This window comes from Flavobacterium sp. WC2416, from assembly GCF_041200095.1.
GTDB lineage: Bacteria > Bacteroidota > Bacteroidia > Flavobacteriales > Flavobacteriaceae > Flavobacterium.
The window spans coordinates 1359980-1377159 of sequence record NZ_CP165626.1 but is presented as its reverse complement, the minus strand read 5'-3'; the positions used below and the strand labels follow the sequence as shown (position 1 = coordinate 1377159).

At 32.8% G+C, this 17180-nt stretch carries 14 protein-coding genes; 4 read left to right on the top strand and 10 right to left on the bottom strand.

From position 1 onward, the window contains the following. The 5 genes from AB3G39_RS05775 to AB3G39_RS05755 form a co-directional block, all read right to left on the bottom strand. On the bottom strand, window positions 1-1806 hold the full coding sequence (locus tag AB3G39_RS05775; protein WP_369766218.1) for a hypothetical protein: 1806 nt from the start codon (window positions 1804-1806) through the stop codon (window positions 1-3). Window positions 1807-1977: 171 nt separating this feature from the next. Next, on the bottom strand, window positions 1978-2937 hold the full coding sequence (locus tag AB3G39_RS05770) for a transporter (RefSeq protein ID WP_367754899.1): 960 nt from the start codon (window positions 2935-2937) through the stop codon (window positions 1978-1980). Between the two features lie 5 nt (window positions 2938-2942). Beyond that, entirely contained in the window at window positions 2943-3980 is a 1038-nt protein-coding gene (locus tag AB3G39_RS05765; RefSeq protein WP_369769740.1) for a cytochrome-c peroxidase, read from the bottom strand. Window positions 3981-4118: 138 nt separating this feature from the next. Beyond that, complete coding sequence (locus tag AB3G39_RS05760; protein WP_369769739.1) at window positions 4119-4898, bottom strand: MbnP family protein; 780 nt, start codon at window positions 4896-4898, stop codon at window positions 4119-4121. A 107-nt stretch (window positions 4899-5005) separates the two neighbouring features. Further along, on the bottom strand, window positions 5006-5380 hold the full coding sequence (locus AB3G39_RS05755; protein ID WP_369766216.1) for a hypothetical protein: 375 nt from the start codon (window positions 5378-5380) through the stop codon (window positions 5006-5008). A gap of 125 nt (window positions 5381-5505) precedes the next feature. On the opposite strand from AB3G39_RS05755, the gene AB3G39_RS05750 reads away from it, so the two are divergent. Beyond that, window positions 5506-5967: a hypothetical protein gene (locus AB3G39_RS05750; RefSeq protein WP_369766215.1), complete on the top strand. Its 462-nt coding sequence runs from the start codon at window positions 5506-5508 to the stop codon at window positions 5965-5967. 44 nt (window positions 5968-6011) lie between these two features. Here AB3G39_RS05750 and hemL read toward each other — a convergent pair whose 3' ends face one another. From hemL to AB3G39_RS05725, 5 genes are all read right to left on the bottom strand, one after another. Further along, entirely contained in the window at window positions 6012-7298 is a 1287-nt protein-coding gene (gene hemL, locus AB3G39_RS05745; RefSeq protein WP_369766214.1) for a glutamate-1-semialdehyde 2,1-aminomutase, read from the bottom strand. A 37-nt stretch (window positions 7299-7335) separates the two neighbouring features. Further along, window positions 7336-8232 (bottom strand): glucosaminidase domain-containing protein, encoded by an 897-nt coding sequence (locus tag AB3G39_RS05740; RefSeq protein WP_367771794.1) that lies wholly within the window; start codon window positions 8230-8232, stop codon window positions 7336-7338. Continuing rightward, the gene (locus tag AB3G39_RS05735; RefSeq protein WP_367771797.1) at window positions 8225-9121 is read right to left on the bottom strand and encodes a 1-aminocyclopropane-1-carboxylate deaminase/D-cysteine desulfhydrase; all 897 of its coding nucleotides are present in this window, start codon (window positions 9119-9121) and stop codon (window positions 8225-8227) included. The genes AB3G39_RS05740 and AB3G39_RS05735 overlap by 8 nt, the downstream gene beginning before the upstream one ends. 87 nt (window positions 9122-9208) lie before the next feature. Then, a complete protein-coding gene (locus AB3G39_RS05730; protein WP_367771800.1) occupies window positions 9209-11041 on the bottom strand; it encodes a T9SS type A sorting domain-containing protein in 1833 nt (610 codons plus the stop codon). Window positions 11042-11334: 293 nt separating this feature from the next. Beyond that, window positions 11335-11670, bottom strand: a complete 336-nt coding sequence (locus AB3G39_RS05725; RefSeq protein ID WP_369766213.1) for a hypothetical protein — start codon at window positions 11668-11670, stop codon at window positions 11335-11337. Between the two features lie 315 nt (window positions 11671-11985). Between AB3G39_RS05725 and AB3G39_RS05720 the strand changes: the two genes are divergently transcribed. The 3 genes from AB3G39_RS05720 to AB3G39_RS05710 all read left to right on the top strand — a co-directional run bounded on the left by AB3G39_RS05720 (window position 11986) and on the right by AB3G39_RS05710 (window position 17145). Beyond that, a complete protein-coding gene (locus tag AB3G39_RS05720) occupies window positions 11986-16149 on the top strand; it encodes a LamG-like jellyroll fold domain-containing protein (protein WP_369769738.1) in 4164 nt (1387 codons plus the stop codon). Next, complete coding sequence (locus AB3G39_RS05715; protein ID WP_369769737.1) at window positions 16097-16699, top strand: hypothetical protein; 603 nt, start codon at window positions 16097-16099, stop codon at window positions 16697-16699. Before AB3G39_RS05720 ends, AB3G39_RS05715 begins: the two co-directional genes overlap by 53 nt. A gap of 269 nt (window positions 16700-16968) precedes the next feature. Continuing rightward, entirely contained in the window at window positions 16969-17145 is a 177-nt protein-coding gene (locus tag AB3G39_RS05710) for a DUF5522 domain-containing protein (protein WP_367771810.1), read from the top strand. Window positions 17146-17180: the final 35 nt, after the last annotated feature.

Genomic DNA, 17180 nt, shown 5'->3' with positions numbered 1-17180 from the left:
TTAAGCTAATTCCAATTCTGGAATTTTGATATTTGCAATTTCGGTTTTATACTGATCTAATAAATCAATTTTACTATTCACAAAATCCTTTACAAAAAACGGAGTTGCAAATAAATTCTCATAATATCCGATACCCTCTAAAAGATTATTTTTAAACAAGTTCCATTTTTTAATTTGTCCCGCTGTTATGGATGTAGAAACAGTAGCAATTTCATTTTTTAAATAATCGGTATACATCTTCAACTCTTTGACAAACATGTTTGGACGGCCTTCCCCATCTAATACAGTATCATTTCCATAAATATGTTGTACCATTTTTATTAATGAAACTTCATGATCAAAATACGCCATATTGGGTCCTGGGCAAATGACCACTCCTTGTGCTTGCCCTTTAATTTTTAGGTCGTTTTCAAGATAAGACGCATTGGCTAATCCAACGCAAAGACAGGATTTGTCAGTGATTTTATTTTTAGCATTCGCGTACATTGTTGCTGTCAAAGTTTCTTTTTCCACCTCTAATTCTTGCAATTTTACATCTTGGTATTTCTTAGAAGCGGTACAAATTCCTTCGGCTCCAAATTCCTTACTCAATGCTAAAAACCTTTTAGGACACGAACTTCCTGCTTTATTATCTTGAATTCGTTTTTGCTTGAGGGTTTCATTTGTCGTTCCTCTCAAAGTGTTAAACGGAATTCCTAATGGCGAAATTGGACTTAGATACAAATCTTCTTCTTTGGCTTTCGCCAATAATTCACGGGTATGGACATCTACAGAAGTTGCCTCGGGAACCAATAAAAAAGGACTTCCCCAACCGACAGAATCCACTTGATAGTGATCCAATAAAAAGTCATGTTCTGTTGCGGTTCCTACTCCACCTTGAACCGTTATTTTTAATTCTAATGGATTTTCAGGAATGTATTTCCCTTTAATAGCTAAAGCTTTTACCATCAATTCATGAGCTGATTGAATTAATTGTTCTTTCTTTTCTTTGAATTCTTCTAAAATAGGTCCTAATAAATAACCGTCAGTTGCGAAAGCATGTCCTCCACAATTCAATCCTGATTCTACGCGGTACTCAGAAACCCAAAGTCCTTTCTTAGCTAAAAAATTTCCTTGTATCATGGCCGAACGAAAATCACTAACTTTTAAAATAATTTTTTTATTCAGATGATTATTTTCATCTGGAAAAAAAACATCGAAATTTTCGAAATAGCTATACAATCTGGGGTTCATCCCTGCAGAAAGCACAACCGATGACGACAAATTACTATTTGCAAAACCACGAAGTGAAGCATGCGCGTCATTAAACTCAGTAGGCAATTGTTCGTCTTTTATAAAATTATCCTTGTCAATTTTAGTCATGATATTCACATCAATATCACCAGGGCTTAGATTACTTTCCAGATAATTCATAATTGCTTCCTTGCCGTCTTCCATCATGTTTTGCAACCCAATTTTAATGGCTGATTTGTTAGGCAACATAGCAATATAATTGTCTAATGCTATTTTGCTTTCAGACAATTCATTTTTAAAGTTTTCAAACTTATCTTTTACAATTTTGTCAACCAGATTCAAATAAGTTGTAATTCTTTTTGCACGATAATCATGCATTTTTTGTGTGATTTCTTGATAAGGAAGATTGAATTTAGAGCTGTAAAAAGCACTCATTTTTTCAATAAGATCATCATCAATAATTGAAATCACTGAGGAAATTCCAAATTTTGCAACTCGAATCGGACTATCAATCGTGTATGCCAATCCCATAACAGGAATATGAAATGTATGTAATGGTTTTGTAGTTGTCATTGATTATAATTTTAAATAAATAATCCACAAATATTGTTATTATCCCCCATAAAAAAACTGATATTTATCATGCTCTAATTTTAGATAAAACAAAAAAACTTGAATTTTGAAGACGCATCTCCAAAATTCAAGCTTTTATAAAAATTTAAATTGTTACAAAAAAAGTGCTTTTTACAAAGTATAATTCAAATTCACACTCCAACGATAATTGGCTTCAATTCGTCCACTAGATAAATTTTGATTGATAGGAAACATGGCATTGACACCAATAGAAAACTTATCTTTCCCCGCTTCTAAACCAAATTTACTAAACAGAATAGCTCCAGAAGTATCAGGCAATGTAGTCCCATACTGCTTATTGGACTCATAAACCTCACCAGCAAGACCAACTTGTGGCATCAGTTTTATAGCATCAAAGTCTAAAAGATAGAATAAAGTACTTCCATAATTAAGCTGATTCCCATACTGATAATTCTTTTTATTTTCTGTTTTAACAGTATAATTCAACATAGCATTCAAACCCAAATTTTGCTTTTTTATTACATATTCAGTCACAAACAGATAGTCAAAACTTCCTGTACCTACCTGAAAACTCTGGTTTACACTTCCTGAATTATTTGCCTCATTAAACTTACCTGTTGGTATTTTCACACCTCCACCAACTTGTAGATTATGCGTAAACAGCGTGCTGTCTTTTTCCGTTTGATAAACGGAATAGGTTGCAATTACTGAAATATCTCCAAGACCTTGAATATTTTCCGTTCCCGTGGTTAGTGCTCTTTCATGAAACTGATACGGAATTAAGGCGGCTAGTTGAATTTTTGGTGTTACCGGAATTCTAGCCCAAACTTGTACGGTATTGAAGTTTTCATCAATCCATGGGGAATTGGCAAAAATTCCATCACGACTCGTATAACTTTGATTAAAATAACGAACACCAATAAAATTACTATTAAGCATAGAGCTAAATCCCATACTTCCACCACTTGCCGAACAGCCGCAAGCATCACAATCATCCAGCAATTGCATTTTTACAAAGGTGAATCTGGAAATGCTGTCGTTTTCAATCTTTGCAGATGCATACTGAATAGCAAAAAGCGAAAAAAGAGTTATTATTATTTTATTTTTCATTGTAATTAATATTCTGAAAATCGTTTATCTGTAAGATATTGATTGTCGGTTAATGTATTTAAGAATGCAATTAATTGTACTTTCTGTGTGGCAGTAAGAGGAATCCCTACAATACCATTTTGTTTTAAAATAGGATCCAATGTTGGCGAATCAGTAACTCCTGAGCTGTAATAATCCAATACTGATTCTAAAGTTCCAAAGCGACCATCATGCATGTAAGGAGCAGTCATCGCTACGTTGCGTAAACTAGGCACTTTAAACTTATAATAATCGGTGGCGAGTTCCGTAACACGATACCTTCCTACATCATTTATTGCAGGGTTTATTACCAATCCATTATTACGGAACGAGTTATCCGTCATCAAATCAGTGGCGTGGCACGAAGCACATTTTGTATTAAACAATGCATATCCTGCTAGTTCCTCAGTGGTCAAGCTTCCTCCAGTTTCAACCCTTCTGTACTTATCAAACTTAGAGTCAGATGAAGTGAGCATCACCATAAACTGGGAAAGTGCTTTCAGCATGTTCTCAATAGTAATGTCTCCATTTGTAAAAGCCTGCTTAAACAAGGTTTTATAGACTGGATCAGCTTTCATCATTACTAGAATAGCATTTAAATCTCCATTCATTTCCACAGTACTTGTTAACGGTATTATGGGTTGTAAATCGAGATGATTCGCTGCTCCATCATACATAAATGTAGTTTGGTAGGCCATGTTTTGGATAGCCGGTGTGTTCCTAGTACCAATTCCTTCTCCTACTCCATGACTAAAAGTGTGCCCATGATGTGTAAATGCATTTTCCTGAATGTGACAAAATCCACATGAAACTAATCCATCTGAGGACAAACGGCCGTCATAGAACAACTTTTTCCCTAGCTCAAATCCTTTTTCCGTTGGTGGATTAAGAGCAATGTTATAGGCTAATTCTGGAAAATTGGACGGAACTACAACAGCCAATGGTTTATTGATATAAGCATCGTCATTATCCGTACAGCTGAATAAAAATGGAAATAGCAACAAGCAATAATATATTTTTCTCATCTCAAATGTTTTAGAAACGAAGAAGTACTAAATAGCCCCGACTGAACCGATATCCCGCGCCTTTTTTGGCGTGGATAAAGGATAAGGCGGGACAACTATTCCTTATGAAAAAGAATAGTTGTGCTCCTCCTTAATTATTTAATCATTATGAACATGAGCAACGGTAAACATATTAGATAGGTTAGCCGTGATAAGTGCTAAGCTGGAACCTCCCATAATAGTTGCATTCTCTGATAATTTGAATTTATTTGTTCCGTCGATGATTTTAGATACATCAGAAACAACGTGGATTTCAGGAGTAATTGTTGTTCTCACCATCGCATTTGTTGGTAAATCAAGTGTTACTTCGGTATAATTATAATCGGTTCCCGTTTGTCCTGTGTGTACTTTAAAATCTTTTGCAGTTGTTACTGTTGGTGAGGTAAATGTTCCTTCGAAAGCCACAAATTTATAACCTGCTGACCAACTCCACATCATTCCTGCTGCTTGAGCTTGAGCTAAAAAATCGCCTTGCCCTGTTGCTCCAAGTTCCCATTGTGCTTTATCTACTCCGATTCCGAATTTTATTTTGGTGTAATTTCCAGCAGGAATTCCTTCCAGTTCCGCTACTCTTTTATTAGAATCTGATTCATCAATAATAAAATAACTTTGACTTTTAGGATAGGTAAAAGTAGTTCCATCTTCCTTTGTCAAGACGATATTACTAATGATATATTTTACGGTACTAATTTTAAGCATTTCACTATTCGAAGTGGTATTTGCTTGAGTTCCTAATATTAAATCATTGGCTCCAAAAGCATTATCAAATTCAACTCCTAGATTTCCTGTTCCTGTAATTGCGATTTCATCACTTGAGCATGAAGCAAATGCTACACTAATAGCAATAATTACAATTGCTTTATTCAATATATTTTTCATTCTTTTTTTAAATTTTCATTCTTTTTTTAAAATAATTTTGCGCACAAGTCTATTTCAAATGAAGATGTTCAAATGAAAAGTACAGCTGGCACTGCTTTTACTAAAATTTAAGAAATAAAAATGGGGGGATGAAAAATAGAGTATACTTCTAAATGGGAATATAAATTAGTGTATTTAGAATTTAAAATATATTGAACTGGTTTATTACCAATCATAAATACATACTCACTTACTTCCTGGACAAAAAGGTCGTTTAACGTATTGGTATTTGTTTTTTTATTGGTAGAAAGGGGTTTTTCATCATCAGCTGCATTTGCCAGTTCTTTCATCAACTGACATTTTCCATTACAATGCAACTCCGGTTTGTCTTTATTTACACAAAGTACTGTAGAGATATAATCATAATTAACAATATAGTCTATAACCGGAAACACTGGTTTTAGAAAAAGAACTATAATGATTATGAGTGCGATTTTTTTCACTGTGCAAAGATAGCTTACTATTTTTAAAAATATCAAATAAATTTTAGCTTTTATTAAACTTTTGTTAAGGATTAAACCTTTGAAAGGTATCCCTGTCTTATTACTATAACTTAAAAATAATAAAAATGAAAAAATTACTTATTGCTGCATTATTGGTTGTTAGTATGACAAGCTTTGCACAAGACTCTAAAGGAATGGAAAAAAAACAACATAGAGCTGAGATGGAAAAATTAACTCCTGAACAACGAAATCAGCTAATGTTGAAAAAAATGACATTAGAACTGGATTTAAATGTAAAACAGCAAGATCAAATGAAACAAGTCATTATGGAACAAAGCAAAAAAAGAGAAGCTATGAGAGAGGCTCATAAGGCAGATAAGAAAGAGATGACTAGTGACGAACGTTTTGCCATGAAAAACAAAATGTTAGACGAACAAATTGCTATGAAAGCAAAAATGAAAAACATATTATCTCCGGAGCAATTTGAAAAATGGGATGCTATGAAAAAGAACCATCATCATAGAAAAGGAATGCATCAAAGAAGAGGGATGCATGAAAGAAACACAAAAGAAGAAATGAAAAAATAATTTTAAAAAAAACTCTCGGTTAATGCCGAGAGTTTTTTTTTGTATTAAAAAGTTTTAGCAACTTTGTCAACGGCTTGAATCGTAAAATCCAAATCTTCATATGAAAGTGCATCCGTAATAAACCAAGTTTCATACGCTGAAGGCGCAATATAAACCCCTTCATTTAATAATCCGTGGAAGAATTTCTTAAAAGTTTCATTGTCACCGTTCCCTGCCGTTTTAAGATCAACAACTGGTCTCGCATCAAAATGTACTGAAATCATCGAACCAATTCTATTGATTGTAAAAACAACATTATTAGCTTTCAAAACCTTTTCTATACCTTCATGTAAGTAGGCTGTTTTATCAGCTAATCTTTGAAAAATAGCGTTATCATTGTTTAATGTTTGCAACATGGCTAAACCTGCGGCCATAGCAAGTGGATTTCCTGATAAGGTTCCTGCTTGATAAACAGGTCCTAAAGGCGCTAAGTAATTCATTATTTCTTCGCGAGCTGCAAAAGCACCCACTGGTAAACCTCCACCGATTACTTTTCCGAAACAAACAATATCAGCATCCACATTAAAAAGTTCTTGAACTCCACCTCTTGCTAATCGGAATCCGGTCATTACCTCATCAAAAATAAGTAGAATTCCATTAGCAGTACAAAGTGTTCTTAATCCTTCAAGAAACCCTTTATTTGGAGGAATACAACCCATGTTTCCTGCAACAGGTTCTACAATAATTGCTGCAATTTCATTTTCATTGGCCTCAATTAAAGTCTTTACGTTTTCTAAATCATTGTAATTAGCCAATAAAGTATCCTTGGCAGTTCCTTCCGTAACTCCGGGACTATTAGGACTACCGAAAGTAATTGCACCACTTCCTGCCTGAATCAAAAATGAATCAGAATGGCCGTGATAACAACCAGCAAATTTTACTATTTTATCTCTTTTTGTAAATCCACGAGCTAGTCTTACGGCGCTCATACAAGCTTCGGTTCCTGAATTTACAAAACGTATTTTATCAATATTGGGCACCATTGCAACAGCTAAGGCTGCAATTTGAGTTTCTAATTCGGTAGGCATTCCAAAAGAGGTTCCTAGTTTAGCTTTCTCAATTACTGCTTGTACAACTGGTTCAAAAGCATGTCCCAAAATCATTGGCCCCCATGAATTAATGTAATCAATTAAACGATTTCCGTCTTCATCGTATAAATAGGCTCCTTTAGCACTTTTTACAAAAATTGGAGTTCCTCCTACCGCTTTAAATGCTCTTACTGGTGAGTTTACACCACCAGGTATTACTTTTTCTGCTTCAGCAAAAAGCTGACTACTTCTTTTATATATCATTTTTTTGTATAAATTCTAAATGTGAAATTATGATAATTTAATTTACTCTCAGTTTTTGTCCAATGGAGATTGTATTTTCTGACAGATTATTTTTTAGTTTTAAGTCGGTAACTAGTAAGTTGTATTTCCTAGAAATAGAGTACAAAGTGTCTCCTTTTTGCACTTCATAATAATCACCAGACTGTGTATTTACACTAGCTATTTTTATAGGTTGATTTTCTGTTCGTGTATAGTTGATTCCTAAAACTTGTGAATCATATTGCCCTAAATTATAGCGTTCAATATAAGATATTAGCTTTTCAGGGTATCTAGGATCTGTAGCATAACCTGCTCTTCTAAGTCCTTTCGCCCAAGCTTGATAATCTGATTTTGACAAGGCAAACAAACTGGAATACCTACTTCTCCCTGTCAAAAACAAGGCGTGATCTTTAAATGATTCAGCTGGTTCTTTGTATTTTCTAAAACATTCTTGACTGGAATCATCATCATGCCTAACACTTTCTCCCGTCCAATCTACATGGCATTTAATTCCAAAATGATTATTTGCTGTTACTGCTAAATCTCCTCTTCCTGCACCAGATTCCAAAATTCCCTGAGCCAGAATAATACTCGCTGGAATTCCATAAACTTTCATATTATTCATGGCAATATCTTTATATTGAGAAATATAATTTCCTATAACATCATTAGAAACAACCGTTCTTGAAGTGGATTCGATTATTTCATCTTCTTGTGCTCTCTTTTCGTTTTCTCTCTTTTCTTGAAGTACTTTCTTTTCAGCTATGGGTTTTGCAATAATTTTCTTTTTAGAAGTACGAACAACTGGCTTTTTATTACTTTGAGAAACTGCTTTGGTGGTTACAATTGGAGATTTTGTAGCGTTACAACTTATTAACGTTATAATTATAAAAAGGAGTACGATTTTTTTAAACATGGATATCTAGTGTTGGTAATTTTTTCTTTTTTAATTTCAAATTCATTCCCTGTATTCCTTGAATTCCACCAGTGTGAATCAATAAAATTTTGGAGTGCGAAGGAAAATGATTTGTAGCAATCCTATCCATAACGCCAAAAACCATCTTTCCAGTATAAATAGGATCTAATGGAATTTTATTTTCTTGATAAAACTGGTTTATAAAAGCAATCAGTTCTTCATTAATTTTACCGTAACCACCAAAATGATAGTCCGCAATTAGTTCCCAATTTTTATTCTGCGCAAAAATACGAATTTCATCTTTTAAAAAGTCTCCTTTTAAAGCGGGAAATCCTAAAACTTTTTGATGAGGAAGTGCGCTATTTATAATACCTGAAATAGTACCACCAGTTCCCACTGAACAACAAATGTAATCAAATTGACTATCCACAGGAGTTAAAATTTCCTGACATCCTTTTATTGCCAATTCATTAGTACCTCCTTCAGGAATAAGGTAAAAGTTTCCGTAAATACTTTTTAAAGTTTCTAAAAACAATGTTTCTTGCTTGTTTCGGTATTCTTCTCTAGAAACAAATTTAAATTCCATACCACAGTTTTTAGCAAATTGCAATGTTGGATTTTCTGCAATTTTACTTTCTAATTCATCGCCACGAATAATTCCTATTGTCCGAAATCCATTTTCTTGACCTGCATAAGCAACTGCAGCAATATGATTCGAATAAGCTCCTCCAAACGTGAGCAATGTATCTTTATGCTCTTTTTTTGCTTGAAGCAAATTGTATTTTAACTTCCTGAATTTATTTCCTGATACAAAAGGATGAATAAGATCTTCCCGTTTTATAGAAACGGTAATCGAATTTGGAAACGATATGGTCAGGTGTTGATTCAATCTTTTTTTTTACAAAGGTAAAATTTATATACAACAAAAAAATGCAATCAGTTACTGATTGCATTTTTTAGAATCATAAAAAACAAACTAATTTTTAATTATAATTTTCTGATTGAAAATCGCGTTTTCATTTGTAGCTAACTTCGCAAAATAAATTCCATCACTTAGGTTTGCTGTTGTAAAACTATAAGTAGTATTAGTCCCTAGGTCTTTTTTATTAAAAATGAGTTTTCCTAAAACATCATATAAACTACAAGACACTAATTCCTTTTGCAAAGGGTTACTAAGTGTTAGGCTTTTAGTTTTATTATTTTGATACATCAAAAATTTTTCTTTGTTTACATCCTCTACCCCTAAAGTTGATCCATTTTTGAAGGTGATTTCAAATTGGGTATTATTAACACCCGCAGGCAAGTCTACCTCATAAAAACTATTTTTGATATCAAAATAAGAATCGGAAGTTTTATCATGCAAATAAACATTTTCTATTTCTGTGAAGTTTATAATTTCTTTGACTGAAATTTTATAATTGGCTTGTGCTTGATTTTTAAATCCTAAAGGGATTTTTTTATCTATACCAAATTGTACCGCATCTATAATATATTCATTCTCATTTAATACAAAATAAATATCTGCTTGATCATTATCACTCGTTGATAAAGCATCCATGGCATGATCTACACCATCAGTAGCTTCAGGGACAAATGCAAGAACCATTTGACGAACACCCTGTCCATTCAACAATGTATTTAATCTAATTTGTGACGGAGGAGTTGTATTAATTGTCGTATAATCAAATCCTGAAACTGATTGTATGGTAGATAAAAACGAATTGCTTTTTACTGTTTTAGGGATATTGGCATTCTTTTCGAACTCAGATGAATTTGAAGCACCTTCTTTTACATAAACTCTGTAACTATTTTTCATTTCGACAATTCCATTAACCTTACCTTCAATCATAAAACCCTGGCCTACTGGTGAGAAACGTCTCCCATAAACTACTCCAGAACCAGTTGATATTACTTCATTTCCAGAACCATCATACGAATAAAAAGTAGCTGGAGTATACACTCCATTTCCAGATCCACCTAGCGGAGAATAAGCACCGTACCCCCCCTTATAATCAGCTATATAATGAGAATTTACTGTTTTATCTTGTTCCCAAAAATAAGCAATACCAGTAGAATTTGTTGCATTAGTTAAAAAAGCAGCTAAATCTATTGCAGATGGATATGGATTCCCTGTTAATGTTAATTCTTCATGAACAACAGGTATAGAGATAGTACCATCATTAGGTTTACCCCTAAAATCATAACGTTGTTTACTACCTGAATTATTTTGCACACCATTTACAGTAATGGAATTAATCCCTGATGTTCCCTTCATTGTAAAACCTTCACCCGTATTTAAAGTGGAACCTGAACCTACATAAACCCAGTTTGAAGTGGAATTGGCAGGCAGTTTCCATATCCAATATGGAGCAATTGCTAAAGGGGAAGAGGCACCATTATAATTATTTGATGGCAATATAGTCGATGAATTACTATTTGTCAAATCTACTACATCCATTAGTTGTGTAATTCCAAAAGCTGTATTTCCAACTGTTGCACTACTTCCTCCTACTGGTGAACACCAGTAATTATATTGAAAATTATTAGTTGTTCCTTCTTGAAAAACAGATAAAGTTCCTAATCCTTTATTAGCACTTGCTGCTGTAGTCCCTTGTAGCAATTGAGCATCTTTCCTTAAATAAAAATTACTAGTAGCCCCTTTTAATTCCAATTCATTTTTTATAAAAACAACTTCGTTATTTACAAAAACAGAACTATTTGGGCTAACAAACATTTGGGCATTAGAATCATGCAAAAATAAAAACCCAATAATAATCACTGTTGTATTCCTAAGTATTTTTGAGCTCATAAATAATTGTATTTTAATATATTACACTAATTTCTTGTTAAAAAAGAATTCTAATTATTGAAAATGTAAAAATAAAATCAAAAGATTTCTCTACAAACTGATTAACTTTAGAAGACTTTATTAAAGTTACTAAAAAATAATTTTGAAATAGGATAAAATGACGATAATAGGTAAAATAAATCGTTTAAATACATCTTTTTAATATAAAAAGATGTATTATCTTACATTTGTAAAAATGTAAAAACAAAACAAAAAAGATGTTTAGTTATATCTTTAAAATAGAAGTATCAAACTCAGTTGATGAATAAATATTTTGTGAATTCATAAAAGGATCTGTTTTTTAAATAATTCAAATCCGATTCATTAGCATAAGCTTCTCTTTCAAAACTAATATTCCTATAGGCCAAATTTCGATTCTTAAATTGAATCAAACGAACCAAATATTCCAAAAAATAACATACAAAAAAAGGAAGTATTAATAATTCTTTTTGTTGTCTCAAATGTATTTTTTCGTGATTGATAAAAACAAGATTTTCTTTATCAACATGGTGTTTTATAAAAATAAAAGGAAATGCGGTTAATCCGGAAAATCCTTTGGGTATTAAATATTTGGTAACTACTAGATACATTCGCTTTCAATTAAAAAATAAGAGTTATACTGATTGCAAAATAATCAAAATTTTATAAAACTAAACTTTAAAAAAAAACGTAAATTAAATTAGAATTCAATTACAAATTATCAATTTTAAAAAAAACAAACCATGTTATAAAATAAATCAATAAACAAAAAAAATATTTTACATTTGCAAATTATTTCTCCTACATAAGAGGCTAAATAACAAATAATTAATGACCTGATTAAGTAGGACCGTTAATTTCCAAAAAACAAAAACAAGTCACAAATTACTTTGCCACGAAGAAATATGACAAAAAAATTACTTTCTATGAATAAGGCCTTTTACGTATTTGGTTTTATTTTATTTTCTCTATTTACTAATGCACAATCACATACTATTGTATATGAAAATTTTGATAGTAACAACGGAAACTGGAGCTCCACTACAAATACAGGTAAAAATGGATCATGGGTCTATAATGCTAATCCTATTGTTGGTGAAGGTAGCTATTGGAGTATAACACCATACAGCACTTATTCAGATAATTCTTTTACTAGATTAACAAGTCCCGTTTACTCTACAACTGGATTTAATACCGTAAAGCTTTATATTGATATTCGATATAAAACGGAATCAGGAAATGACGGTATGAACATTGAATACACCACTGATGCGACAGGACTTACAGGATGGACTAGATTAGGTAATCAAGGCCAAGGTAACAACTGGTACAATGATAATGATGTTAATGGTATAGCGAACAATGTCCACGGATGGTCTGGACAAAATACAGAAACAGCTGCGAGTCCATCAAAATTTATTGAAGCATCTATATCTGCATCAGATGTTGTTGCTTTAAACAACCAAACATCACTACGCTTTAGAATCAACTTTGGCACAAATAATTCAACTAAAGATGAAGGCGTAGCCATAGATAATTTAATCCTAAAAGGAGAATTTATAACATCACCTAAAAACCCTATTAACGGACCTGGAAATATCAACTCGAATTTAAAACTTTGGCTAAAAGCAAATACAGGAACAAGTACTACCGTTAATAATACTGCTATAACACAATGGAGTGATCAAGCTTTCAATAACAATGCCAATGGTTACAGCTCTTTTGCACCAAAATATAGAAATGATGCCACTCGAAATATCAACTTTAATCCTGTTATCGATTTCTCAAGAAGTGCTAGTAATGTTCTAAAAGGAAAAGGCGGTTACTGGTCACAGGATTACTTTATTGTTGTAAAAACCAATGCTCCTTCTGATAAGACAACAAACAACTCCCAAGAATTAATATCTGGAAGAATTACTCCAGATAATTTTGGTCAAGACGGAACGGGATTAGGTTTGGGAAGAATCTCGTCAAGATTTAATAGTGATAATCTAATATCACATATGATAGGTGTTTATTCGCCAAACGGGACACCTGCCTCAACTGATTCGTACGGAAGATCTTATGCTCCTCCTTCTCCAAGTAACGCAACTAGTGGCAACGTAATGATTTTGAATGTAAAATCGAACTCAAATACTACTGAAATCTATTTGAACGGAAAAAAAATAGACAATCATACAGCTACAAATGGAACCTCTGGAACAGGAACTCCATTAAACTTCTCAGAATATAATAATTCCGTATTTCAATTAGGAGTAGGTCGATTTACATTGAATGGATTTTTAGTAGGTGGAAGTCTTTTCAATACTTATTTAGATGGTAGAATGACCGAAGTAATAAGTTACTCTACCCCAAGAATAGCTTTAGACCAACAAAAAATACAATCTTATTTAGCCATTAAAAATGGGGTTACTTTGCACGCAACTGGAAGTACAACCACTGATGATCTTTGTGATGTAAATTATATAGATACTGCAGGGAATATCATTTGGAACTTTACAAGTAACAGTGGATACAATTACGATATTGCTGGAATTGGTAGAGATGACCAATCCATTTTAAATCAAAAACAATCAAAAACCGAAAACCCTACGCAAGATATTAGTATGGGATTGGGTGATTTATTAGATATAAATACAAATAACACAAATACTTTTGACTCTGATAAGAAGTTTTTGGTTTGGGGTAATAACCATGGTACATTGGCAGCACAGCCAGAAGTTACTATAAATATTAGTTCTGGAATAACAACACCATCAACTCTAACAACTAATGTAAGTTTTATATCAGTTGGGAGAACTTGGAAAGTAGTCGAAACTGGTGGAAATGTTCCTACTGTAAAAGTATCGATACCCACAATCATGCTTTCAGCTACTTTAACACCTCCTGGTGATTACCTTATGTTCATTTCAAATACCCCTAATTTTGACCCCACTGCTGAATATAGAGTAATGACTGAAAACGGTTCTAATCTAGAAACAACTTATGATTTTGACGGTACTAAATACATCACTTTTGGGTTTGCTCCCGAAAAAACTTTTGAGCGATGTGTGAAATTCAACGGAACAACCGATTATATGGATGCAGGAAAAGTTTTAAACTTAAATACCTCTTTTACAGTTTCTGCTTGGGTAAATAGAAATTCGGTAAACAAAACAATTCTTTCTAAAAGAGATAATGGTTTTACAACTGGTTATGACTTAGGCATAAATACAGCTGGAAAAGCAGAAATGAGTTGGATCGTTGGTGCAACAAAATATACTATCACATCAAGCTCAGTTATACCTGCTGGTGTTTGGCATCACATAGGTGTTATTTATAATGGTACAGTTGCTAAAATATATGTGGATGGAATAACAAAAAATAGTGCTACAATTCCAAATGTACCCACTAATACACAATCTTTTTTAATTGCCGCCGCTGATGGAGTAAATACTACTTCCTATTTTAATGGCTCAATTGATGAAGTCCGTATTTGGAAAATAGCATTAAATGATGCCCAATTCCGCTATGTTATGAATCAAGAAATTTTAAGCAATAGCACTTTAACAAATGGTGCAATTATACCAAACACCATTACGTTAAATGATATAAGTAGCATTCCATGGACTAATCTAAATGCTTATTATCCAATGTCAACTTATACGTACACCAATGCAAAAGACAAATCAAGTTATAATTTAACAGCAGCTTTAAGAAATTTAAAAACGGTAGACCGACAAACAGCTCCTTTACCTTACGAATCTCAAGCCAATGGTTTATGGCAAACTCCTGGGACATGGTTAAACAATCTTGTGCAAGATTTACCCAATAGCACTTCTATTGAAGACCCTACTAAAACTATAGACTGGAATATTGTAAAAATGACTCACAATATCACTTCTCAAGGAAACAAAACTGTATTAGGGTTATATGTAGGTGTAGGAACAGGAAGTACTTTAACTGCAACAACAACTGGTGGATTACAAACAGACGGAACTAAAATAGAAGTTTCTCATTATTTAAAATTAGACGGTAAAATTGATTTAGTAGGTCGCTCACAACTCGTACAAAAATTAGGAAGTGATTTAGATGTTACAAGTTCTGGTTCAATTGAAAGAGACCAACAAGGACAGGCTAATAAATACAATTATAATTATTGGAGTTCCCCTGTAGGAACCATAAACAATTCAGCTAATAATACCCCTTTTACTGTAGGTACAGTACTAAAAGATGGAACTAATCCAGCTTCACTCGTAGCTATCAATTGGATTGGAGGGTATGATGGAGCTCCAACAACGCCAATTAGTTTAGCGCGTTATTGGATTTACAAATTTGATAACTTAGCCAATGACTATTATAATTGGAATCAACTTTTTGAAACAGGTACTTTACAAGCTGGTAAAGGATTTACGCTAAAAGGAAGTGGAGCTGCAACAGCTACGCAAAACCTTACCTTCGTGGGAAAACCAAATAATGGAACCATTACAAATACAGTTGGAGCCGATCAATTATTACTTACAGGGAATCCCTACCCATCAGCATTAGATGCAAATAAGTTTATAAATGATAATATAGGATCTATTGAAACCTCAACATCCAATCCCGCTATTGATGGTGCACTCTATTTCTGGGAGCATTATGCAACCAATGTTAGTCATAATTTAGGAAGTTACCAAGGCGGTTATGGAATCCGAAATTTATCGGGCGGTGTTGCACCAAGTTCAGTAGGCGTTAATTTTATTAGTGGTTCTGGAGCAACAAGCAAAGCTGCTCCAAATCAATTTATCCCTGTGGGCCAAGCTTTCTTTATTAATGGTAAAATAGGGTCTGGTGGTAACGTAATATACAACAACAGCCAAAGAGATTTTCATAAAGAGGATGAAATAGGAGTTTCACAAACCACTTATAAAATTCCTGAAAACCAAAAAGGATATGAAGCCCATTGGACTGATAACAGTAATGCTACGCTTGAAAAAGACAATTACAAAAGAGTACGATTAGGGTATAATTATTATAACCAAAATTTCCATAGACAAGTATTGTTAGCATTTATGGATGAAAAAGCAAATAGTGAAATTAACGATGGGTACGATGCTTCTGAACATTGACGACTCTCCTAGTGATATGTATCTATTAAATAAAGAAAATGAATTAGCAATTGAGGGTGAAGGCTATTTTGATACTAATGCATCATATCCAATTGGTATACGAAACGAAGTTGCCGGGAAAATTTCTTTTAATATAGACTCTTTAGAAAATTTTGACGAAAGTCAAAATGTATATATTTTTGACAAGGAAACTAATACTTACAATTCTATAAAGAATACAATGTATGAAGTTGAACTTCCCGAAGGCACCTTTAATGACCGCTTTGTTCTCCATTTTAGTTCTATGACATCCAAAACATTAGGAACTACAGACTTTAATTTAAAAAATGGTATAAAAGTAATCGTCAATAATGGAGTAACTGTACAATCAGACACAGTACTTATAAAAACCATCTTGGTATATGACTTATTAGGAAGAAAAATTGATAGCTACAAAAAAGTGAATGCTGCAACTCAACTCTTAAATCAGCTAAACAAAACAAATTCAGGATTGATACTCAAGATAACATTAGATAATGATGAAGTCATTTCAAAGAAAATAATTTATTAATTTTTAAAAAGCCACTTAATTGAGTGGCTTTTTTTATAGCCCTAAAATTTATAATCAATACAAAAAAGTAGAAGTGGTTAACTAAAAAACAAAAAATCAACTAAAATGATCGCTCATCATTATTAATTATTTAGCACTAAGAGAATACAATCATTATAAAATGTATAAATTTGTATTGGTAAAATAGTTTCTTTTAAAGAAAAACTCAATCGTTTGAGTTCTCTTTGAACTTAGAAATTTAAAATACATTTCAACAGAATACGACTAAAATGATTAACCCAAATAAGAATACTGAATTAATTGAAGGGGAAGATTTTTATTATACCACAGAAGGTTATAAATGCTTCACTGAAAAACACCACTTAAAAAGAGGCTATTGCTGTAAGAGTGGTTGTCGTCATTGTCCCTACGGATTTGATAAAAAAACGGGAACTATTAAAAAGTAAGCAGTGTTCAATGCTCAATCACAAATTCAACTCAA